The 22241-nt window shown below is 38.8% G+C and carries 22 protein-coding genes; 21 read left to right on the forward strand and 1 reads right to left on the reverse strand.

Features of this window, described 5'->3' with window-relative positions; all coding sequences use genetic code 11:
- The first annotated feature begins 7 nt into the window (after positions 1-7).
- The 8 genes from sucD (at position 8) to BMY14_RS00695 (ending at position 7618) form a co-directional block, all read left to right on the forward strand.
- Positions 8-910, forward strand: a complete 903-nt coding sequence (sucD, locus tag BMY14_RS00660; protein WP_019551843.1) for a succinate--CoA ligase subunit alpha — start codon at positions 8-10, stop codon at positions 908-910.
- A 342-nt stretch (positions 911-1252) separates the two neighbouring features.
- The gene (locus tag BMY14_RS00665; protein ID WP_091828365.1) at positions 1253-3208 is read left to right on the forward strand and encodes a BglG family transcription antiterminator; all 1956 of its coding nucleotides are present in this window, start codon (positions 1253-1255) and stop codon (positions 3206-3208) included.
- Positions 3209-3230: 22 nt separating this feature from the next.
- Positions 3231-3674 carry a PTS sugar transporter subunit IIA gene (locus tag BMY14_RS00670; RefSeq protein WP_091828366.1) on the forward strand — a complete coding sequence of 148 codons (444 nt, stop codon included), beginning with the start codon at positions 3231-3233 and terminating at the stop codon, positions 3672-3674.
- Between the two features lie 17 nt (positions 3675-3691).
- The gene (locus tag BMY14_RS00675) at positions 3692-3988 is read left to right on the forward strand and encodes a PTS sugar transporter subunit IIB (RefSeq protein ID WP_019551846.1); all 297 of its coding nucleotides are present in this window, start codon (positions 3692-3694) and stop codon (positions 3986-3988) included.
- An 81-nt stretch (positions 3989-4069) separates the two neighbouring features.
- Positions 4070-5326, forward strand: a complete 1257-nt coding sequence (locus tag BMY14_RS00680) for a PTS ascorbate transporter subunit IIC (protein WP_091828367.1) — start codon at positions 4070-4072, stop codon at positions 5324-5326.
- An 82-nt stretch (positions 5327-5408) separates the two neighbouring features.
- Positions 5409-6020 (forward strand): SIS domain-containing protein, encoded by a 612-nt coding sequence (locus tag BMY14_RS00685; protein ID WP_091828368.1) that lies wholly within the window; start codon positions 5409-5411, stop codon positions 6018-6020.
- Between the two features lie 10 nt (positions 6021-6030).
- Complete coding sequence (dapA, locus tag BMY14_RS00690) at positions 6031-6912, forward strand: 4-hydroxy-tetrahydrodipicolinate synthase (RefSeq protein WP_091828369.1); 882 nt, start codon at positions 6031-6033, stop codon at positions 6910-6912.
- A 43-nt stretch (positions 6913-6955) separates the two neighbouring features.
- Positions 6956-7618: a bifunctional 4-hydroxy-2-oxoglutarate aldolase/2-dehydro-3-deoxy-phosphogluconate aldolase gene (locus tag BMY14_RS00695; RefSeq protein WP_091828370.1), complete on the forward strand. Its 663-nt coding sequence runs from the start codon at positions 6956-6958 to the stop codon at positions 7616-7618.
- A 124-nt stretch (positions 7619-7742) separates the two neighbouring features.
- Here BMY14_RS00695 and mutY read toward each other — a convergent pair whose 3' ends face one another.
- The gene (gene mutY, locus BMY14_RS00700; protein ID WP_091828371.1) at positions 7743-8882 is read right to left on the reverse strand and encodes an A/G-specific adenine glycosylase; all 1140 of its coding nucleotides are present in this window, start codon (positions 8880-8882) and stop codon (positions 7743-7745) included.
- Positions 8883-9244: 362 nt separating this feature from the next.
- Between mutY and mreB the strand changes: the two genes are divergently transcribed.
- The 13 genes from mreB to BMY14_RS00765 all read left to right on the forward strand — a co-directional run bounded on the left by mreB (position 9245) and on the right by BMY14_RS00765 (position 22228).
- The gene (gene mreB, locus BMY14_RS00705) at positions 9245-10276 is read left to right on the forward strand and encodes a rod shape-determining protein (RefSeq protein ID WP_019551852.1); all 1032 of its coding nucleotides are present in this window, start codon (positions 9245-9247) and stop codon (positions 10274-10276) included.
- A 59-nt stretch (positions 10277-10335) separates the two neighbouring features.
- Positions 10336-11124 carry a flagellar basal-body rod protein FlgF gene (gene flgF, locus BMY14_RS00710; protein WP_091828372.1) on the forward strand — a complete coding sequence of 263 codons (789 nt, stop codon included), beginning with the start codon at positions 10336-10338 and terminating at the stop codon, positions 11122-11124.
- Between the two features lie 230 nt (positions 11125-11354).
- A complete protein-coding gene (gene flgG / locus BMY14_RS00715; RefSeq protein ID WP_091828373.1) occupies positions 11355-12149 on the forward strand; it encodes a flagellar basal-body rod protein FlgG in 795 nt (264 codons plus the stop codon).
- Positions 12150-12154: 5 nt separating this feature from the next.
- A complete protein-coding gene (gene flgA / locus BMY14_RS00720; protein ID WP_091828374.1) occupies positions 12155-13132 on the forward strand; it encodes a flagellar basal body P-ring formation chaperone FlgA in 978 nt (325 codons plus the stop codon).
- Positions 13133-13150: 18 nt separating this feature from the next.
- On the forward strand, positions 13151-13747 hold the full coding sequence (locus BMY14_RS00725; protein ID WP_019551856.1) for a flagellar basal body L-ring protein FlgH: 597 nt from the start codon (positions 13151-13153) through the stop codon (positions 13745-13747).
- A gap of 18 nt (positions 13748-13765) precedes the next feature.
- Positions 13766-14887, forward strand: coding sequence for a flagellar basal body P-ring protein FlgI (locus BMY14_RS00730; protein WP_091828375.1), 1122 nt, complete (start codon positions 13766-13768; stop codon positions 14885-14887).
- Between the two features lie 17 nt (positions 14888-14904).
- On the forward strand, positions 14905-15264 hold the full coding sequence (locus tag BMY14_RS00735) for a rod-binding protein (RefSeq protein WP_091828376.1): 360 nt from the start codon (positions 14905-14907) through the stop codon (positions 15262-15264).
- 167 nt (positions 15265-15431) lie between these two features.
- A complete protein-coding gene (locus BMY14_RS00740) occupies positions 15432-16835 on the forward strand; it encodes a phosphodiester glycosidase family protein (RefSeq protein ID WP_091828377.1) in 1404 nt (467 codons plus the stop codon).
- Positions 16836-17006: 171 nt separating this feature from the next.
- Positions 17007-17303, forward strand: a complete 297-nt coding sequence (locus BMY14_RS00745; RefSeq protein ID WP_019551860.1) for a biotin/lipoyl-containing protein — start codon at positions 17007-17009, stop codon at positions 17301-17303.
- Positions 17304-17337: 34 nt separating this feature from the next.
- On the forward strand, positions 17338-19203 hold the full coding sequence (locus tag BMY14_RS00750) for a SpoIVB peptidase S55 domain-containing protein (protein WP_091828378.1): 1866 nt from the start codon (positions 17338-17340) through the stop codon (positions 19201-19203).
- A gap of 216 nt (positions 19204-19419) precedes the next feature.
- The gene (locus tag BMY14_RS00755) at positions 19420-20193 is read left to right on the forward strand and encodes an MlaE family ABC transporter permease (RefSeq protein ID WP_091828379.1); all 774 of its coding nucleotides are present in this window, start codon (positions 19420-19422) and stop codon (positions 20191-20193) included.
- Between the two features lie 9 nt (positions 20194-20202).
- Positions 20203-20967: an ABC transporter ATP-binding protein gene (locus tag BMY14_RS00760; RefSeq protein ID WP_019551863.1), complete on the forward strand. Its 765-nt coding sequence runs from the start codon at positions 20203-20205 to the stop codon at positions 20965-20967.
- Complete coding sequence (locus BMY14_RS00765) at positions 20951-22228, forward strand: MlaD family protein (RefSeq protein WP_091828380.1); 1278 nt, start codon at positions 20951-20953, stop codon at positions 22226-22228. The genes BMY14_RS00760 and BMY14_RS00765 overlap by 17 nt, the downstream gene beginning before the upstream one ends.
- Positions 22229-22241: the final 13 nt, after the last annotated feature.

Raw genomic sequence — 22241 nt, forward strand, 5'->3', positions numbered from 1 at the left:
AAAAATCATGGGCATTTATGTTGATAAAAATACAAAAGTTGTAGTACAGGGTGTTACTGGTAAAACGGCGTTATTTCATACAAAACAAATGCGTGATTACGGGACAAATGTTGTTGCAGGTGTTACGCCAGGTAAGGGCGGACAGGTTGTGGATGGTATCCCGGTATATAATACACTTCAAGAAGCGGTTGATACTACGGGCGCTACTGCTTCAGTAATTTATGTGCCGGCAAAATTTGCTGCTGATGCAATTCTTGAAGCTGTGGATGCAGAGCTGGATCTTGTTGTTTGTATTACTGAGCATATTCCAGTTCTTGATATGGTAAAAGTAAGACGTTATATGGAAGGCAAAAAAACACGTCTTATTGGTCCAAATTGTCCAGGAATACTTACATCAGATGAATGTAAAATAGGTATTATACCGGGATATATCCATAAAAAAGGTCATGTTGGTGTCATTTCGCGTTCAGGAACACTCACGTATGAAGCTGTATATCAATTGACTACATCTGGTATCGGTCAAACGACGGCAATTGGTATTGGCGGCGATCCGATCAAAGGCACTGACTTTATTGATGCATTAGAAGCTTTTAACCAAGACCCTGATACAGAAGCGGTTATGTTGATTGGTGAAATCGGTGGTACGGCAGAAGAAGAAGCAGCTGAATGGATTCATAAAAATATGAAAAAACCAGTTGTTGGCTTTATCAGCGGGCGCCAAGCCCCTCCAGGGAAACGTATGGGTCATGCTGGAGCTATTATTTCAGGTGGTAAAGGTACAGCGGCTGATAAAATTAAAGCTTTGAATGCAGCAGGTATTCAAGTTGCTGATACAGTAGCCCATATGGGTGAAACGATGATTAAAGTTTTAAAAGAAAACGGTATTTACGATAAATGTAAAACCTGCTAAAAATGATAGAAAATTTATAACAATATAGATATTATAATAAATGTTGGAATGCTGGCGATAGCTGGTTAATTCCAACATTTATTTTTTTGCGAAAATCAAATAAACGATTCAATTTATCTTTTTTTAACAATGGGTCAACTGTGCAGGGTTCAATAACTTATGCAGTTGATTCTTTTTTTTGAATAAGAATGATATTTTTGTTGAGAAAGTTAAAAAGGTGGATCAGCTCAATAAATACGCAGGTTTTAATTTGTGATTCCGTAAGCTGTGGCAGTTAAATGTCTAGGTTGGATGCTTGAAAGGATTATATAATAAATTTGTAGTAAGCGAGGTGATCAGGCATTGGAAACTCAAAATAAACGAATTTTTCAAATATTAGAATTACTTAACGGCGAAAAAAAAATATGGGATGGTGCAAGTATTGCAGCACGAATTGGGGTGAGTTCCAGAACAATCCGTAATGATATTAAAGAATGCAATGCTTTATGTCGCAATGAAGGTGCAGCAATCTATTCGGAAACAGGTGTTGGATATAGGCTGCAGGTTGACGATCCAGAACGGTATCAAGCTTTTAAAAATAGGCAAGTTAATGAAAACAGACGGGATCGATTGGTCAATCATATTATTCCATCCAATCCAAATGACAGAATTTCTTTTATTATCGCTGAACTATTGATGAATTCACTACATCAAAAAATAATCACAGAATCAGAAATGGCAGACAAACTGTACATTAGTCTTTCCACATTAAAGAAATATTTAAAAGATATTAAGAAAAGTCTGAAACGTTTTGGACTGGAAATTATGGCTGATAGATTGAATGGAATTCGTATTCAGGGAGATGAAGCGCAAATTCGTTACTGCATTTCAGAGTATATTTTTAATAGCAATGACCTATTAGATCTAGCGCAAAATGAATTTTATTGTGATATTTTTTCAACAGAAGAGATTGAGAAAGTAAAGAAAATCTTATTACAAATTATTTTAAAATATGATATTCATTTGACAGATATTGCGTTTAAAAATTTATTGGTGCATGTCATTATTACATTGAAACGGGCCGATAGCAAAAATACAACAGAGTATAGCAAAATGGAAATGAAAACATTAGAACAGTCTATTTATTTTTCTGTAGCACAAGAAATTATAACTATTATTTCCAGCCAAATGAATATAGATATTGAAAATGAAGTGTATTATTTGACACAACATTTTATATCGAGTAAAAAGCTGATGGAAAATGAAAAGAACACACAAATAAAAAAAGAATATAGGGATTTGATTGATAGTATTTTAATAAAAATCCAAATAGATATTGGCGTTGATTTATCTGCGGATACGGAATTGATTTCTGGATTAATGATTCATTTGGGAGCTGCTGTCAGTCGGTTGAAATTTAATATGAATATCCGTAATGAAATTTTAGTTCCTGTTAAAAAAAATTATCCTTTGGCTTTTGAAATGGCTGTTATTGCAAGTAAAGTTTTAGCAAAAAAAGAAAATTTACGAACGAATGAAAACGAAATGGGTTTTTTAGCGATTCATTTTGGGGCAGCACTGGAACGTAGAAAATGTAATGTTCCGACAGCAAAAACAGCAATTATTGTGTGTGGAACAGGTCTATCAACAGCCATGCTTGTAAAGAGCAGGCTGCAAAGAAAATTTGGCAAACAGCTTCGTGTTGTAAAGATAAGTCCACTATACGAAATAACCGAAGAACTTGTTAATAGTGTGGACTTTGTTTTTACAACCGTACCAATTCAGGCAATTTCTTCTGCAAAGATTGTTTTTGTAGAGTCCATTTTAACCGAACAAGATCTAGGTCGGATTGAAGCAGTAATTACAGACGATACACGAAAATTGGATATGCAGCAGGAAAAATTTTTCCGCAAAGACTTGTTTTTTCCAAGATTAAAAGGCAATTCTAAAATCGATGTTTTAGAAAAATTGACAGACGTTATGGTAACAAAAGGATATATGAATCAAGCTGGGAAAAAATCAGTGTTTGATAGAGAAAATATGTCATCAACAGAGCTGGGAAATCTTGTTGCTATTCCGCATGCATTGGAAAGTCATAATGATGAAGCGGTGATTTCAGTGGCGATTTTAGACAAAGCAATTCTTTGGGATAAGGAAAAAGTACAAGTTGTATTTTTATTGAGCATACCTAAAAGTAAAAGTAAAATATGGGAACCGGTTTTTGAAAAAGTAGATCGATATTTTATTAGTGATTTTGGTGTAAATACATTAATTAAAAATCCAAAATTTGAAGTTCTGATAGAAAAATTAGAGCAATAGTAGAGAAAAGGAGCTAAGTAGTATGCTGAAAGACTTAACTAACGAAGAGCTTGTTCGGTTAAATATAGATGCAAAAAATTGGCAGGAGGCGATTCGAAAATCAGCAGATGCATTGCTGCAAAATGGAAAAATTACACACGCTTATATTGATGCCATTATAAAAGCTGTGCAAGAAACTGGTCCGTATATCGTAATCACGAAGTATGTTGCTTTGCCACATGCCAGACCGGAAGCCGGGGCCATTGAAAGTGCTATTGGTATTGCAACATTAAAAGACCCTGTTGCATTTGGCAATAAAGAGAATGATCCGGTAAAATATTTATTCTGTTTAAGTGCTGCAGATAATAATAGTCACTTAAATGCTTTAGCAGAACTGATGGACTTATTGGAACGTAAAGATTTTTATGAATTATTAGATTGTGCCGAAAAACCATCAGAAATAATAGATTTTATTAAAAATTTATAAAAAAAGGGTGAATGAAAATGCAATACAAAGGATTAGTTGCCTGCCGTGCAGGTGTAGGGTCGAGTTTAATGCTGAAAATAAAACTGAATCAGGTAATTAAGGAACATGATTTACCAATTAAAATTGAACATGGATCATTAGATTCTATTATGGGTTTTAATGGACAAGTCATTATTACATTAAGTGATGTTGCGAAAGAATTAAAAGCAAAAAAATTAAAACAAAAAATTGTTGGTATAGACAATATTATGAATAAAATAGAGATTTTTGATAAGCTGAAAAAATTTTTGGTTGAAGAAAGTACAAAAGAATAAGCATCCATACTTAATTAAAAAAACAGTTTATATAAAATTTGCAGTAAGAAAAGATTATTTTTATAAAATGGAGGAGCAATAATGGAATTTTTAGTAAGTTTATTAAGTAATCCTGCTATTATGCTGGGGTTGGTTGCCCTGATTGGATTGTTGGCACAGAAAAAAACAGGGACGGAGATATTCACTGGAGCATCAAAGACTGCAATTGGATTTTTGATCTTTGGAATTGGTGCAAGTACTATGACTGGAGCTTTGAAGAATTTTAATGAATTGTTTCAGACAGGCTTTCATGTATCGGGGGTTATCACATCACCAGAAGCGGCTACTGCGTTAGCGCAGAGCACATATGGTTTTGTAACATCCTCCATTTTGATTTTAGGGTTTATTATGAATCTGTTTTTTGCGCGTGTTACAAGATTTAAAAATGTTTTCTTTACAGGGGGGCATAGTCTGTTTTTTGCTTGTGTTTTGGGCCTTATCTTAAAATTTCATGGGTTTAGCGATGGGGCTGCAATTCTTACCGGAGGTATTATTTTAGGTTTTTGTTCTGCTTTTTTACCAGAACTTTGCCAGCCTTTTATGCGTAAGATGACAGGCAATGATGATCAGGCGATTGGACATTTTAACATGCTTGGTTATGCATTATCCGGATATATCGGCAAGCTATTTATTAAGTGGGGAGATGAAACCACCGAAGATATTAATTTCCCTGGTTGGTTATCTTTTTTCCGTGACTTCTTAATGGGCTGTGCATTTGTTATGTTACTTCTATTTTATGTTTCTGCTTTTGCGGCAGGACCAGAAGCTGTTACGAAATTGTCCGGTACCACACATTGGTTGGTATTTCCATTGTTGCAGGCTTTTCAATTCACAGCAGGGATGTCTGTACTGATGACAGGTGTGCGCATGTTCTTGGGAGAAATTACAGAAGCATTTGTTGCTATTTCCGAGAAATTCATTCCGGGATCTCGTCCGGCTTTAGACGTACCAACTATATTCCCTTATGCGCCAACGGCAGTTATTGTCGGGTTCCTTTGTTCTTACGCTGCAGGGTTGATGGCGATTGTGACGATGGTTGTTTTTAAATTTTCAGTTGTAATTATTCCAGCTGCGCATATATGTTTCTTTTCAGGAGGAACGGCAGGTGTGTTTGGCAATGCTTATGGCGGCTGGCGAGGGGCTGTAGCAGGTTCCTTTGCTGTTGGGTTATTACTAGCATTTCTGCCATGTGTATTGTATCCATTATATGGTGATATGGGGGTGTTAGGGTCAACGTTCCCAAATGTTGATTATAATATGATCGGTATGCTGCTAAATAGTCTGTTAAGTGTTTTTTAGGGAGTGTTCGCCTGGGAAAGCTAAATTCAAAATATTAGAAGATAAAACCGTATAGAAAGACCGTTTGAGGAGGCAAAAATATATGGATTTAAAAAATAAAAAAGCACTACGAGAATATGTGAAAATTTCCATCGGTGAAGTTTATAGTTTTGCCGATGAACTGGATATGGAAGCCATTGATTTGGGAAAAAAGCTAATTATTGAAGCTGAGAAAAATAAAAATCGTGTCCACGTTACGGGTATTGGAAAACCAGGGCATGTGGCTGGCTATATTGCATCACTTCTATCATCAACGGGGACTGCGGCTTATGAATTGCATGGAACAGAGGCCGTGCATGGATCTGCAGGACAAGTAGCTGCAGGTGATGTGGTTATTGCCATCAGTAATAGCGGCGAAACGAAAGAACTGCAACAGACGATAACAACATTAAAAAACAATGGTGCTAAGATTATTGCAGTCACTGGAAACAAAAATTCTTGGCTGGCAAAACAGGCCGATGTGACTTTGTTTGCTGGTGTTAAAGTAGAAGGCGATATTTTAAATAAGCCACCGCGTACTTCTATTCTGGCAGAAATCATCGTTTTACAATGTCTAAGTGTGATTTTGGAATATGAAAAAGGATTAAATTTGGAACAATATATAAAATGGCATCCAGGTGGTGCGTTGGGGAAATCTATTCTTCAAGGAAAGTGAGCTGAACGGAATGCAGTTAAAAGGCATTATTACGGCGATGGTTACACCATTTGATGAAAACCAAAACATCAATCAGGATGCTGCACAAAAGTTGATAAACAAATTAATCAACAAAGGTGTAGACGGAATATTTATTTTGGGAACCAATGGGGAATTTCATGTTCTGAATGACGATGAGAAAATCGATTTTACAGAAATGGTTGTCAAGGTAGTGAATAAACGTGTGCCTGTTTATGTAGGTACTGGGGGCAATAGTACCAAACACGTTATTGAATTATCGAAACGGATGGAAAAAGTCGGAGCAGATGCACTATCAATTATTACGCCTTTTTTGGTACCAATTAAACAAAATGAGCTGGTAGAGCATTATAAATGTATTGCTGCCAAGGTAAATATGCCAATTGTTCTCTATAATATCCCGAAAAATACGGGAATTAATATAGCTCCGGAAAGTGTACGTGAATTAGCCCGAATAGAGAACATTGTCGGAATCAAAGACAGCAGTGGTGATATTTCTAATATCGAAGCTTATATCAATGTAAGTAAGGGCGAGGATTTTTCTGTATTATCAGGGTCGGATTCACTTATACTAAAGGCTCTTCAAATTGGTGCAACTGGTGCAATTGCGGCAACCAGTAATTTGCTGACAGACATTGATGTAGCTATTTATCGGAACTTTATAAAAGGTGATTTGGTACAGGCACAAAAAAATCAAGATGAAATTGAAAAACTGCGAACGGTTTTGAAACTCGGGACCACACCGTCTGTTATTAAACGTGCTGTGACTTTATCTGGAATCAATGTAGGATCTGCACGTTCTCCAGTGAGTGCTGTTAACGCAGAAATCGATGAGAAAATTCAAGAAACATTAACGTATTATAACTTGCATTAAAATTAGGGAGTTTTCTATTTATAAAAAAGGATGATGTATACGTATGTGGACAAAATTTGAAATTTTAAAAACAATTACAGATGGTGGAATGGTAGTGATTATCCGTTCATCAGATACAGAAGATGCTTATCAAATTGCTAAAGCTGCAATTAAGGGTGGCGCAAAAGCACTTGAAATTACATTTTCTGTTCCGAATGCATTGACGGCTATTAAACGATTAACAGAAGAATATAGTAAAACAGGAATTGTTATTGGCGCTGGTACCGTTCTTACTTCAGAAGATGCTGCGGCTGCTGTTTTAGCAGGTGCTCAATTGTTAGTCAGCCCAAATTTGAATCCAAAGATGATTGAGTTTGCGAATAATTATCAAATTGTGACTATTTCCGGGGCTTTAACACCAACGGAAATTTTCAATTCTATTCAAGCGGGTGCGGATATTGTAAAGATTTTCCCAGCTGATCTATTTGGAAGCAATTATGTAAAAACATTGAATGGTCCATTGCCGCAAGCGGCACTTGTACCAACCGGCGGTGTGACCCCTGAGAATGTTGGTGAATGGCTGTCTGCTGGCTGCGTTGCTGTTGGCGTGGGCAGTTATATCACAAAAGCGCATAGCAACGATGGAGATTATCAAAAGGTAACGCAGGCAGCAAAAGTATTCGTGGCAGCGATAAAACAAGCAAGACAGCAATTCAATAAATATTAACATTATAGAATCCTGTGTAATATGGAAGAAAAAATCGGTGATTTGTAATTGGTAAAATAATATGTTCATTATAAAGAATCGCGTTTACTAAGCAGCAGGCACGATGACAATTAACTTCATAAAATTATTTTGTAAAAATATCAATATAGGCTTTAAATGCAGTTGGGATGGCATAATCGGTATGAAGCTCATTTTTGGCTGCCCAATGCAACTGAGGCAGGGGAGGCACTTGTGTGGTATCATAAGCAGCTTTTGTTTCAGCAATGTTTCTGGCGGGGTTCAGATTAATCTGATAGCCGATCATATGCCATTCTACATGTGAAAAAACATGTTTGGCGATAGGGAGAATTGTGATGCTCTTTACTGTGAGACCGAGGCTGCGTGCGTATTGAAGCACGGATTTTTCCGAAACATGGCCGTCGAGATTCGGAAATTCCCACATCGAGGCGAGTAATCCAGCAGCTGGTCGCCTCATTAGTGCCGTTCGACCTGATTCGACAAATAACAAGATGGTTCGCTTTTCAATTCGACGTGCCTTTTTTGCTTTTTTTACAGGCAAATCTGGGACAATATTCTGGGCCATAGCAAGGCAAAGCTGCTTTAGGGGACATAACGGACATTTTGCAGCTGTTTTGGGCAGGCAGATCATTGCACCAAGTTCCATGAGAGCTTGATTGAAATCGCCTGCCTGTGCTGCGGGTAAAATATTTTCCAGCTTTTGCTCGATGGCCAGCTTGACTTTAGCAGACATAATGTCTTCATGATACGCAAGGATTCGACTAATTACCCGCAATACATTTCCATCAACAGCAGCGCGAGTTTGACCGAAAGCAATTGAGCTGATTGCACCGGCTGTATAACGACCAACTCCCGGTAAACTTAAAAGATCATTATAGTCATTTGGCATAGTCCCGCCAAAACAAGCAACAATTTGCTGGGCAGCTTTTTGCAGATTACGGGCCCTGGTATAGTAGCCTAAACCTTCCCATAATTTTAATAGTGAATCAAGGGGCACATCCGCTAAATCCTTTATAGTCGGCAAGGCAGTAAGAAAACGTTCAAAATATGGTTTGACCGCTTCCACACGAGTCTGCTGCAACATGATTTCAGAAATCCATACGCGGTAGGGTGTAGGATCTTCACGCCACGGAAGTATACGAGCCTGGTTGTGATACCAGCGTAAAAGTGGATGGACTATTTCATGTAACTGTTCTGTTTTTAATAGCATATCTGGTTTCATATCTTTTTTTAAAACATTTTTCATTATGTATTCTTCCATTCTTTTATGAGCTTTAGGTCTAAGACCAATAGCTCAATTTTTTTTAGGCTATTAAGTTTTATCTTTTTTTTACGATAAAGTTAGTATATGATTTAATTTTTAGTTAAAATTACTTGTCTTTAGAATGATATCTTTATGTTTGAGCAAGATGCTGTATTTTTGGCAACACAAACTAGATTTCTATTGTCAACCCTTCTAATTTATTATATATTAATAAAAGTGACAAAAATATTTTACATTGCATAAATATTTAAAGGAAAATCCACGCAATCTATTATGCAATAGTGTATAATAAAGTAGGAAAAAAATCTAGGAATAGATCATTTTGGAAGGGGAATATAAATCATATGTTTGGAATGTCAATGGATATTGGGGTAGATTTAGGAACCGCCAATGTTTTAGTTTATATAAAAGGCAAAGGAATCGTACTAAGAGAGCCTTCTGTTGTTGCAATTGACCGAGATACAAATAAAGTTCTTGAAATTGGAGAAGAAGCTCGCCGAATGATTGGCCGAACCCCGGGAAATATTGTAGCAATCCGTCCATTGCGCGAAGGTGTTATTGCTGATTATGACACAACGGAAAGCATGCTGCGGCATTTTATTGAAAAAGTTGCTGGCAAAAATTTCATGTTTAAACCTCGTATTATGATTTGTATTCCATCTGGCGTAACGACTGTTGAAAAGAGAGCTGTTTTAGAAGCGGCTGTCCAGGCTGGAGCCCGTAAGACATATTTGATTGAAGAACCTTTAGCAGCAGCACTTGGTGCCGGACTTGAAATTTCTGAACCGTATGGTTCAATGGTTGTTGATATCGGTGGCGGTACAACCGATATTGCGGTAATTAGTTTAGGCGGTATCGTTATCAGTGAATCGCTACGTATTGGCGGCGATAAATTTGATGAGGCAATTATTCGTTATGTCAAAAAAGAATATAACATGATGATCGGTGAACGTACAGCCGAAGAAATTAAGATTACGATTGGTTCCGCCAGCCGTAATGCCCGTGAAGGGTCTTTTGATGTTCGTGGCCGCGATTTACTTTCAGGATTGCCGAAAACAATTAAAATGGTTGTTAATGAAACTTGTGAAGCCCTTGATGAACCAGTAAACCGTATTGTACAATGTGTCAAAAAAGTACTCGAAGATACACCACCGGAACTATCCGCGGATATCATGGACCGTGGTATTGTTATGACAGGAGGAGGATCCATGCTGTTTGGTTTGGACAAACTCATTCAGCATGAAACCGGCATACCTACGTATTTAGCGGAAGATCCTTTATCTTGCGTAGCTCTTGGAACAGGTAAGGCTCTTGATTCGATGGATAAAATCGAAGATGGATTAACTTCATTGAGAACAAATAACTTTAAAGGGTAAGGCTGGCACGTAGCAATATAGTCTTACCGAAATGAACGAATAGATTGGAGTATGATTAAATGTTACGTGGTTTATATACAGCAGCCAGTGGGATGATTACAGAATCGCTGCGAACAGATACAATTTCAAATAATTTGGCCAATGTAGATACGACAGGTTATAAAAAAGATACGATGGTAAGTGAAGAGTTTGAGGCTATATTATTACATCGAATCAATGATAAACAAAATAATGCAACTTCGATTAAGGGTTTCAGTATTGGTTCGGAAGCGCCTGTTGTTGGTCCGCTGGGACGAGGTTCGAAAGTATCTGAAATTGCAACCATTCAAGATCAGGGTGCATTGCAAACAACAGGGAACCCTTATGATTTAGCTATATCTGGTAAAGGCTATTTTGTCGTAAATACACCGCAGGGGAATCGATATACACGTAATGGTAATTTTTATCGTTCGGAGACAGGTCAGCTTGTGACGGTTGATGGACAAGCTGTTCTTGATAATAATAATAGACCAGTTACATTGCCGCAAAATGCAAAACTTACATTTGGTGCGAATGGTCAGGTCTATGCAGACAATCAACCGCTGACAACATTGCAACTCGTTGATTTTCAAGATCGGCGTGCACTCTTAAAAGAAGGAAACAATTTATTTTCTCCTCAGCAAGGTGCGCAGCCGACCGCGGCGACGGGAACCGTATCGCAAGGTGTACTGGAAAAATCGAATGTTAATGTTGTATCTGAAATGGTGCAGTTGATCAATAATTACCGAATGTATGAAGCAAATTCAAAATCAGTGACGACACAGGACAGCCTGCTTGATAAGGCTGTAAATGAAGTCGGACGCTTATAAACGAATGAAAGAAAGCGGAAAAGGAAAGTTTAGAGGAACTTTCTTTTTTCGCTTTCTTTAAATTTAATCTGTTTTTTTAAAAAAATAGGACTTAAGATTTTCTGTTTTTTTACGATAATAAAAGTAAGAACAGGATCATAAGGTTTTATTTAAAAAAATAAAGCTTTTTTGGTCCTTAGTGGAATGTAAAACTAAAGAAACACATATATAATGATAGGAGTTTTGCTATTATGATGAGAGCACTTTGGACAGCTGCAACGGGTATGGGAACGCAGCAATCACACATGGATGTTATTGCAAACAATTTAGCGAATGTGAATACAACCGGTTTCAAGAAACAACGCGCTGAGTTTGAAGATCTTATGTATCAGACTTTACGTCAGGCCGGTGCACCTAGTGGCGCAGATACGCAGTATCCAGGTGGATTGCAAATGGGACATGGAGCTCGTTTGTCAGCTACGAATCGTATTTTTACGCAGGGGAATAATCAGACTACAGACAATCCAACAGATGTAATGGTCGATGGTGAAGGCTTTTTACAGATTACAATGCCCGACGGGACTCTTGGTTATACACGTGACGGGTCGTTGAAACTTGATGAAAACCGTCGTTTGGTTACAACGGAAGGGTACCCGCTGGAACCAGAAATTTATATACCAGAAAATGCTCCGAGTGATACGATTACGATTGCAGCAGATGGGCGTGTTTCAGCTAAAGCAGCTGGGACTACGACTCCTGAAGAAGTTGGACAAATTACACTGGCTCGATTTGTAAATCCATCAGGGCTTATGAGCATTGGCAATAATTTGTTTGAACAATCGGCAGCATCAGGTGATCCAATTGTGGGGAACCCGGGGGAAGATGGCGCAGGAAAACTTGTACAAAACTCGTTGGAAATGTCAAATGTACAGATTGCGGAAGAAATGGTAAATATGATTATCGCCCAGCGTGCTTATGAAACGAATTCGAAGGCTATCACAACATCAGATTCGATGCTGGAAGTAGCTAATGGTCTTAAACGATAAGTATTATGATTAAAAAATTTTGTATTTTGTGCATCAGTCTGGTATGTTTTGTTTCAACAGCAACAGTTTTGGCGGCTGCACCAGCAGTGATTTCGGTTTATGATAATGTGACGATTTCTAAATCGGAAATTTTGTTGGGGGATATTGCACAAATCAGTTGTGATGATGCAAATCGTGCGGCTGAATTAAGTGCTATGAAGCTGGGAACTATTCCTGTACCGGGGCAGAAGATACTTTTATCATCACGTGTTTTTGAACTCAGGACACGATCTTCTGGTGTCAACTGTGATGATATTTCTTGGACTATTCCCGATACGATTGCAATTAGTACCGATTCACAAACGATTGCCAGTGAAATATTTTCTCAAATGGGTCAAAAAGCGATCACGGATCAACTTAAATCACAGCAGGATAAACGGGAATATACACTCGAAGTTTTAACAGTTCCTAAACCCATGAGAGTGCCAATGGGGACAATATCTTATGACTTGTCGATACCTTTGGGGGTGAAATCTGTTGTGCCAACTAGTGTTTATATTTGGGTGAACATTGATGGAGAGCCCTATAAAAAAGCATTTTTTCGCGCGAAAGTTCATATGTATGAATCTGTGGTGGTGACGAATCGTGCAATGGCTGCAGGAGAATTAGTGACACCGGATGATATTCATGTCGAAAAAAAAGAAGTTAGTGCCTTGATGGCTGGGTATATGACGGATAGTAAGAAACCAATTGGCTTTATTATGAAACGGATGACAAATAGTGGTACTGTTATAGAGGAATCTATGCTCGATAAACCAGTGATTCTTAAAACGGGAAGTATGATTCATATTACCGCTAAAATAGGTGAGGCAAACGTGCAAACGCAAGGCATTGCTCTGCAAGATGGTAAAAATGGGCAGGTTATTCGCGTTCGTAATACCGTTACGAAAAAAATCGTTAGCGGAACAGTTATTGATGCTGATACGGTCCAAGTAGCAGCTTAATGAAAACGGGTGATAGTAATGGATAAATGGATTAAAAATATATTGGTTTTTTGTGTCGTTCTGGGAAGTTTGACTTTTGCGAATATCCAGTCTGCAGCAGCAGAGTCGCTTTGGGTCGATAATGGGGCAATGAATTTATTTGCCGATCATAAGGCAAGAAATGTCGGTGATATTCTTACGATTGTGATCAGTGAATCAACAAAAACAAGTACAACGAAAAGTGATACCAACTCAAAATCAGGCAGCCAAAGCTTAAGTGCCGGAGTGGGGATTTTTACATTTTTGAATGCAGCCTCAGCTGCTGGTTCAGACAGCTTTAAAGCAAATGGTGCCGCTAGTGCAAATAACAGCGTCACGGGTAATGTGTCTGTTACGGTTAAAGAAGTACAACCAAACGGCAACATGGTCGTCGAAGGAACACAATCAATTTGGCAAAATAAAGATGAACATAAAATTACTTTGAATGGTATTGTTCGCCGAGATGATGTAACATCAAATAATACAGTTCCATCGAACCTGGTGGCGAATGCTACTCTTAAATTTGATGGAAAAGGTCCACTTAATGCAAAACAACGTCAGGGTATTTTGACGCAGGTATTAAATATATTATTTTAATATCTGATGGAGGTAACTATGCATAAACTATCTAAAATTATAGCAATTTTGACATTGATCGTCTTGTCTCTGTCGTTTAGTACGGCTTTTGCCGCAGCGAGTGTAGTCAGCAGCAGAATTAAGGATATTGCCAAGGTCCAGGGCGTTCGTTCCAATCAGCTCGTGGGCTATGGAATTGTCGTCGGATTATCAGGTACAGGAGATTCAAATAAAACACTTGAAACATTGCAATCCGTAGCAAATATGCTGAAAGAATTTGGCGTAAATATTACGGCATCATCCTTGAAAACAAAAAATGTGGCTGCTGTTATGGTCACGGCTACTCTGCCGCCTTTTGTCCGTGAAGGGGATACAATAGATATGACAGTGTCATCAATGGGCGATGCAAAAAGTATTCAAGGCGGAACACTTTTGCAGACCCCGTTAAAAGCGGCAAATGGTCAAGTTTATGCTGTAGGGCAGGGAGCCGTTTCAACGGGCGGATTTGCTGCTGGTAATGGTGCAAGCAGCCAGCAGAAAAACTTCCCTACCGTGGGGATGACACCAAATGGTGCTATCGTGGAAAAAACAGTGGAAAGTTCACTCGGTGATAGTGGAACTATTTCTCTGTCGCTTGGTCAACCGGATTTTACCACAGCTTCACGGGTAGCAGCCGCTGTGAATTCTCGTTACGGGGGCGTGGCAAGTGCTGCAAATCCAGGACGGGTCGACATTACCGTTCCGCCTTATTATCGGGGGAACGTTGTTGGTTTTGTTGCGGACCTGGAAGATCTTTATGTAACAACAGATAATATTGCGAAAGTTGTTGTCAACGAACGAACTGGAACGATTGTAATGGGCGGTAATGTAGGTGTTGATGAAATCGCAATTGCTCAGGGCGGCTTGAATATTACGATTCAAAAAAATACGGATGTGACACAGCCAGCACCATATACCTTAGGGGAAACGATTAAGACTTCAAATACAACGACAACCGTGAAAGAAGATAAGGCCAATACCATTGTCTTGCAGGCCACGGCCAATGTAAATGATATCGTTGGTGCACTGAATGCTGTTGGTGCAACACCACGTGATATCATATCAATCTTACAGGCAATCAAGGCAGCGGGAGCTCTTCATGCAGATCTTCAAATCATTTAAGGGGAAGTGTATTATTTATGCAGATAAATGGAATTAGTGCTCAGTCGGGCTTCAACAGCTTTCAGAGTGCGCAAACGGTCGCGGAAGATACTACATTTTCCGATCAGTTAAAAAAAGCACAGACACAAGTGACAACAGCAGCGAAAGACGATAAGAAACTTCGTGATACCTGTAAAGATTTCGAAGCGATGTATTTAAATTTGATGTACACTAAAATGCGGGAAACAGTACCGGATAATCCATTGTTTGGTTCATCGAATGGTGAAAAAATCATGCAATCCATGATGGATACAGAACTCACCAAGCAAATGGCCAATGCTGGTGGTGTTGGTTTAGCAGATATGATGTATAAGCAGTTGTCACTTTCTAACAAATAAATTATAATAAATACAGAGTCAGGCACAGCCTGACTCTGTATTCTTTTTTTTGAATAAGATAAATATGGATTAATGCCCATCGTCCTTTTTGGTCAGGCTGTCAAACAAAGCGACAATTTTTTAATTCCTTGTATAGTGCAATAAAATTTGATTGGAAGTGGTTTAGTATGAAATTCGCATATCGTAATCTAACAGCTTTAGTAGTAGTTTTGCTGTTTTTAGTGCAAACGGCGGTTACTTCGGCAGCAGGTGTTCAGGGAAATGTTAATGGAATTCGTTTTAGTGCAGGGCCCGCTGCTGTTAGGATTGTTTTTGATGTTGATGTTATTCCTGATTACAAAGTTTCAACGGAAAACAATGGAACTCGCTTGATTTTGGATTTTCCGGCTACGGTGAATCATACTGATCTGGCGAACTTAGATATAAATGACAGTCTCGTTAAATCTGTCATATTCAGTAAAAATAATCAAGGTTTTCGGACGATTATTGAGTTAAAGAGAGCAGCTGCCTACACTGTAAAAACACTACAGGGACCACAGCGGATTTTTATCGATATCAGTAAAAATTATGAAAGTAAACAAATAGATGAGGTTGCACCAGGGCTGATTCACACTACTTATGTTCGAAATAATGATTTAGGGATGCTTACGGCACATATTTTGGATGTAGATCCGGCTCTTTATAATTTACGCCCGGCAATTGCAAATGGAAAAATCAGCGGACGTGAAACAGTTGGCGGGATATCAGATGATACAAACGCCATTGCGGCTGTTAACGCCTCATACTTTGCTTTAAACGGGGAACTTTTAGGACTTACGAAGATTGACTCAACAATTGTCAGCACTACCTATTTACCTCGCAGCGCTTTTGGAATCATGCCCGATGGTACGCCGGTTGCTGGTGTAGTCGATTATACTGGTACAGTGTCAAGTAAGGGAATAATTTTACCTATAGCAGGCGTGAACTGCGAACGCGGCGAAAATGGTCTGACGATTTACAATTCTTATTATGACGATTCGACGATGACAAATGAATACGGAATTGAATACACGGTTAAGAACAATAAAGTAATTGATATAAAACAGGCAAACTCACCAATTTTACCGGGAACAATTATTGTTTCAGCACATGGAACAGCGAAGGATGCACTAGCATCGGTAAAAATTGGCGATCGTATGGAAATAAAAGAAGATATTGGATCACCCTGGAACATGGCAAAACAAATTCTTGGGGTTGGCCCAACTCTGGTTAAAAATGGTCTTGTAAATGTAACGGCACAGCAGGAACAATTTGGCGGTGATGTGGCAAGCGGTCGAGCTCCCCGTACTGCAGTAGGAATTACCAAAAATAAACATGTGCTTTTATTTGTGGTCGATGGTCGACAAAGCAGCAGTATCGGTTGCACTTTGAATGAAATGGGGCAGCTGATGAAGGACTTTGGTGCAGTTGATGCAATTAACTTTGATGGTGGGGGATCCAGTGAAATGGTCATTGGTGGTACGATTATTAATAGCCCGTCTGATGGCAGCGAACGTAAAGTTGGTGCAGCCTTAGTTGTAATAAAAAAATAAATTTTTGCGAGGGAAGTATTGTTGTGATACAGGAGCGTGTTCGTACAAAAGCGATGGATAAATCTTGCTATTACGGATGAATCGGTTATAATGAAAGTAAACCTGCTTTAAATATACTTGTTTATAATTTCAGCAGGGATAAAGGTACGAGACGAAAGGGGAGGGCTGATTATGCTCCATAAAAAAAAGCTGATAGCTATAGTTTTAGTCTGTGTTTTACTTGGGCTTGCGCAACTTACCGCGGCCGCTTCAATGATAGATGAAAAAACGACTTTGACAGGACAGGTTACCTGGACTGTTCCGGTAGGGCAAGCTGTGACAGAAGGCAGTGAACTCGTTCGGGTGTCAACACTTACCGGTTCAGCGGCAGCATCTCGTGCTACAACAGCAGGGACGGTGCAGCAGGTATTAGTGAAGCCTGGTGATAACGTGAAAAGCGGCGAAGTTGTAGTTCGAATTGCGAAATAACTAACAGGATCGAGAAACTAAAGAGGTGAAATATTTGACAAAGTTCATAAAAATTTATATGGTATCGTTTTGTATCATCGTTTTTTTCCCTTGGAGCCAGGCAGCAGCAATGCCGGAAATAATGGGAACAGATCAAATCCAGGCTGGTATGCATGGAATTGCAAAAACGGTTATTGAAGGAACAACGATTGATACATTTGATATTGAAATCACGGGTGTTATTGATGCCGGCAAAGACAGCGATGGCAGAATTATTGCGATTGCATCCGGTCCCGTTATTGATAAAACAGGTGGAGTTCTTCAGGGGATGAGCGGCAGCCCTGTATATATTGACGATAAACTGATTGGTGCAGTATCAGGTGGTTGGAAAGAAATTAACAATCGTACCTGCATTATTACACCGATTCATGATATGATGAAAATTTGGGATATGCCAGATCTAAAAAATAAAACGATGATTCAACAAGTGAATTTAAAACAACCGCCAACCGTTTTATCCGCAGATAATAAAACAGATATAAAAACGGCTTCGAAAAATACAGTAACAACGACGCAGGCGGCGGTTGCAGCAGAAAAAAGTAAACCACTTATGACCCCTTTGATGGTATCGGGATTCACGGATGCAGGACTAAACCTTTTGAAAGAAAAGATGGCTCCTTATAATCTGGTTCCTTATGCAGTAGGGTCATATGAAGGTAAAGGTGAAACTGTAACGCTTGAACCGGGAAGCTCAGTCGGCGTTGAGGTGGTTCGAGGGGACCTTAGCGTAGCGGCAATCGGTACAGTTACTGCTCTCGATAATGGCAGAGTCCTTGCCTTTGGACATCCCTTTTTACGCAAAGGTAATGTCAATTATTTTATGACAGATGCTCATATTATCACAACGGCGAGTGGAGATAATACGGGATTTAAAGTTGGTGCTCCCGGTAATTTAGTGGGACGGATTAATCAGGATCGTTCAGCTGGTGTCGCTGGTATCATTGGCAGATATCCAAGTGTTATCCCCATACAAATTAATGTGGATGACCTGCAGTTAAATCGTCATCAAACTTATGCAGTACAACTTGCATATGATGAAGAATTGGCTTCATCGCTGGCTGCATCGGTTGTTTACAATGCGATTGATCAAACCATTGATCGTGCTGGCACCGGCACAGCTAAAATAGAATTTGAGATTTTGACCAATGCCGTTGACAGCGGAGTTATAAAACGATCGAATATGTACTATAGTCCTCAAGATGTAGGGCAACTTTCAATTACTGAAATTTATCAGGCGTTAAACCTTCTTTGTACGAATACAATGGGTGAAACAGATATTGTTGGCATTAAAGTTAACATAAAAGTTGATGCAAATCGTCGGACAGCATCCATTATTGAAGCGGTTCCTGAAAAACAAAAAGTAAAACAGGGTGAAACGGTTAATGTAAAACTTCAAATTAAGCCGTATCGGAAACCGGCAGAAACTCTAATCGTGCCTTATAAAATTGCAAAAAACCAGCCGGCAGGGATGACTACTTTAGAAATTCGTGGTGGTGGGCTGGTGCCGGTTGCACAACTTCTTATGCAGCAGCAAGGTCTTGATTTAAGTCCGGAAGAAGATAAAATGCAGCCATTGTCCGAGAAGTTAGACGCCTTTATGAAAGCAAATAAAAACAATGAAATTATTATTAGTCCGGCGGCTCCAATGCTTAATGAAGTTCAGCAGGCAGCTGCTATCGAAGCGGCTATAAAACAATCGGCTCAATTGGATCAAATAAAACCAAATGACCAGGTTAATATAGAAAATAAAAAAACAAAACTGGATAAACCGGAAGCTGACTTACCAGCAAAATTTGATACAAATTATATTATTGATAATATAATTAAAACTTCAATTCAAGTAATAGGAAAAAAGAACTAATGGTAGAGGGATGAAAAAAAATATTTCATCTCTCTTTTTCGCTTTGTAAAAAAAATTTGAATATTATTCAAAAAAATAGTAAACTAATATGTACTATTATAAATAATACTGATACAATAAATAGTACTTCGGTGAGTGATTTTTTCGAAAGAGCTTTCACGGAAGTTTCAAAAGACTGTCACGAGGAATTTTGTTTGTCGAAGGAGTCAGATAAACATGCTTATGCATTATTTAGAGAAAGTAGGCAGCCGTGTTATAAATGTCATGGAAGGCTTTGGCGCTGTTATCATTTTAATTGGACAGATTTTTTATCAATTAAAACATGTTCCCCGCGGTAAACATGTTTTACGTCAGATGGCGAGCCTTGGTGTGGACACTTTACCAATTGTGGCATTGACAATGCTTTTTACGGGAATGGTTATTACATTGCAGACAGCGAATGAATTCATCCGTTATGGTGCACAATCCACAATCGGTGGGATCGTTGCAATTGGTGTGGCCAGGGAACTAGGACCGGTATTGACCGGCGTTGTGGCGGCTGGACGAGTGGGTGCTGCCATTACGGCTGAAATCAGTACGATGAAAGTAACAGAGCAGATAGACGCTCTTAAAGTTATGGCCACCAATCCGATTGGCTACCTGGTCGTGCCCAGAGTGATTGCCTGCATGCTAATGCTGCCCTTATTAGTTATCTGTGGTGATGTGATTGGAACATTTGGCGGTTGGATCATATCTACATATTACGCGAATATCAGTTCGGCGATGTATATACAATCAATTACTACTTTTACAGTGGTACATGATATTACAGGTGGTCTGATAAAGTCCGTGTTTTTTGGTGCTGCGATTGCAGTGATCGGTTGTTATTATGGACTTAATGCACCGAATGGCGCTGAAGGTGTTGGTAAAGCGACGACACAATCCGTGGTAGGAGCAATTATTGTGATTTTTATTTCAAATTGTTTTATGTCGCTTATACTGTATCGATAGAGGTGGATTATGATTCATTTAAAGAATGTAAATAAAGAATTTAATGGAAGAATTATTTTGCATAACATAAATCTAAATGTCGAAAAAGGGGAGACTCTGGCTATCATCGGTGCCAGTGGTTCAGGGAAGAGTACATTGCTCAGATTGATGATTGGCCTTTTGCAGCCAACTAGTGGTGAAGTTTGGATTAAAGATACAGAAATTTCCCAGCTTCCTGAAATTGATTTAGATAAGATTCGCCTCAATATGGGAATGGTATTTCAATATTCAGCACTGTTCGATTCCATGACCGTTGGCGATAATGTTGCCTTTGGTCTTAAAGAACATACAAAATTTACTTCTGAAAAAATTCAGCAAGTGGTCCAGGAAAAATTAAAGTTGGTTGAGCTGGAAGGTTTTGAGGCAATGATGCCGAATGAATTATCCGGTGGTATGAAAAAACGTATCAGCCTGGCACGCGCGATTGCGTTTGAACCGGAAATTGTTTTGTATGATGAACCAAGTTCGGGACTTGATCCAATTATGGCAGCAAAAATAGATGAACTTATTGTCAATACGCAGCAAGTCTTAGGGGTTACATCGGTTGTTGTTACGCATGATATGAATAGTGCCTTTCATATAGCAGACAGAATTGCCATGGTTTATGATGGTGAACTGATTGCTATTGATGATGTAGATGGTATTAAAAATTCTCAAGATCTAAGGGTCAGAGAATTCATCCATGGAACAATTAAGCCAATAAAGAGGAGGCAGACGCATGTCGACAGAAGCTAAAGTTGGTGCATTTACACTAATTTCACTGGCATTATTAGCATTTATCGTTATCCATTTAAGCGGATTTAGCTTTGGCGGTGAAAAAGGATATCATATACAAGTTTTATTTAAACAGGTCAATGGTCTAAAACCTGCGGCTTTTGTTCGTTATGCCGGAGTTACGGTTGGTAGTGTGAAAACTGTTGAGGCAGATGGCTTAGGAGCAAGGGTTAAGCTGCATATCAATCCTGGAATTAATATTCCGGATCACGCGCTGGTCACAATCAGTGGTGATGGGTTGATGGGAGAAAAATTCATTAATATATTGCCTGGTGATATGGAAAGTGATACCTATCTATTAGATGGTGCTGTAGTGCAAGGGGTGGATGAACGAGGCATGGAATATTTAATGGCCAATGCCGGAACAACGCTTGATGAATTGCAAACACTAATTAAATCATTAAATGATGTTTTGGGGAATGAACAAGTTAAAAATTCAATGATAGAGTCAGCAAAAAATATTAAGACTATGACAGATAATTTTAATCACATGAGTATCGTGATGGAGCGAATGGCAGTGAATAATGAACAAGATTTGCGTGTCATGATAACAAATCTCAGTATGATGTCGCAAAGTGCAAAAAGTGCTGCCGATGGAATGGACAGAATGATTCGAGATTTTTCGCGAGATGGTCAGACTGCCGAGCAAATGCGGCAGGCCATTGTCAATCTTAGCAGTACAAGCCGCCGCATTGAAAATATGGCAGCAAATCTGGAACCGGTAGTTGCAGATCCGCAAACGGCTCAAGACCTTAAAACAATTTTGGCCAGTGCCAAAAATGTCACAGCCCGTGCCGATACCATGATGAGCCAAGTTTCTAATATTACAGCAGAACCCGGTATTGATTTTTTATACAGTGGTGGTAAAGACCAATGGATGACGAATTTTGATTTGAAAGTTTCGACCAGCCCAAATCAATTTTTACTGCTGGGCGTAGATGATATTGGTGGAGATGACCAAACCAATTTGCAGCTTGGCTCAGGAAATGATACCTTAGCAGGCAGAGTTGGCATCATCGATAGTAAAGTTGGTATAGGAGTAGATAGCTATATAAATGATAAATTGAAATTTTCCCTTGATGCCTATGATCCAAATGATATAAGGCTGAAATTCAGAGGACAATATGAATTTATGCCGGATACGTATTTAGTTGGACAAACAAATAATGTCAACAAAAGTGCTGAGCGTGTCACGTATTTTGGGATACGCCGCACCTTTTAACATAAAATATATA

It is taken from the genome of Propionispira arboris (assembly GCF_900109225.1).
Lineage (GTDB): Bacteria > Bacillota > Negativicutes > Selenomonadales > Selenomonadaceae > Propionispira > Propionispira arboris.

Bases quoted from the DNA above. Each gene is read 5' to 3' on its own strand.
- sucD (WP_019551843.1), top strand. From the start codon at position 8: ATGGGCATTTATGTTGATAAAAATACAAAAGTTGTAGTACAGGGTGTT.
- BMY14_RS00670 (WP_091828366.1), top strand. From the start codon at position 3,231: ATGCTGAAAGACTTAACTAACGAAGAGCTTGTTCGGTTAAATATAGAT.
- BMY14_RS00675 (WP_019551846.1), top strand. From the start codon at position 3,692: ATGCAATACAAAGGATTAGTTGCCTGCCGTGCAGGTGTAGGGTCGAGT.
- BMY14_RS00680 (WP_091828367.1), top strand. From the start codon at position 4,070: ATGGAATTTTTAGTAAGTTTATTAAGTAATCCTGCTATTATGCTGGGG.
- BMY14_RS00685 (WP_091828368.1), top strand. From the start codon at position 5,409: ATGGATTTAAAAAATAAAAAAGCACTACGAGAATATGTGAAAATTTCC.
- dapA (WP_091828369.1), top strand. From the start codon at position 6,031: ATGCAGTTAAAAGGCATTATTACGGCGATGGTTACACCATTTGATGAA.
- BMY14_RS00695 (WP_091828370.1), top strand. From the start codon at position 6,956: ATGTGGACAAAATTTGAAATTTTAAAAACAATTACAGATGGTGGAATG.
- mutY (WP_091828371.1), bottom strand. From the start codon at position 8,882: ATGAAAAATGTTTTAAAAAAAGATATGAAACCAGATATGCTATTAAAA.
- mreB (WP_019551852.1), top strand. From the start codon at position 9,245: ATGTTTGGAATGTCAATGGATATTGGGGTAGATTTAGGAACCGCCAAT.
- flgF (WP_091828372.1), top strand. From the start codon at position 10,336: ATGTTACGTGGTTTATATACAGCAGCCAGTGGGATGATTACAGAATCG.
- flgG (WP_091828373.1), top strand. From the start codon at position 11,355: ATGATGAGAGCACTTTGGACAGCTGCAACGGGTATGGGAACGCAGCAA.
- flgA (WP_091828374.1), top strand. From the start codon at position 12,155: ATGATTAAAAAATTTTGTATTTTGTGCATCAGTCTGGTATGTTTTGTT.
- BMY14_RS00725 (WP_019551856.1), top strand. From the start codon at position 13,151: ATGGATAAATGGATTAAAAATATATTGGTTTTTTGTGTCGTTCTGGGA.
- BMY14_RS00730 (WP_091828375.1), top strand. From the start codon at position 13,766: ATGCATAAACTATCTAAAATTATAGCAATTTTGACATTGATCGTCTTG.
- BMY14_RS00735 (WP_091828376.1), top strand. From the start codon at position 14,905: ATGCAGATAAATGGAATTAGTGCTCAGTCGGGCTTCAACAGCTTTCAG.
- BMY14_RS00740 (WP_091828377.1), top strand. From the start codon at position 15,432: ATGAAATTCGCATATCGTAATCTAACAGCTTTAGTAGTAGTTTTGCTG.
- BMY14_RS00745 (WP_019551860.1), top strand. From the start codon at position 17,007: ATGCTCCATAAAAAAAAGCTGATAGCTATAGTTTTAGTCTGTGTTTTA.
- BMY14_RS00755 (WP_091828379.1), top strand. From the start codon at position 19,420: ATGCTTATGCATTATTTAGAGAAAGTAGGCAGCCGTGTTATAAATGTC.
- BMY14_RS00760 (WP_019551863.1), top strand. From the start codon at position 20,203: ATGATTCATTTAAAGAATGTAAATAAAGAATTTAATGGAAGAATTATT.
- BMY14_RS00765 (WP_091828380.1), top strand. From the start codon at position 20,951: ATGTCGACAGAAGCTAAAGTTGGTGCATTTACACTAATTTCACTGGCA.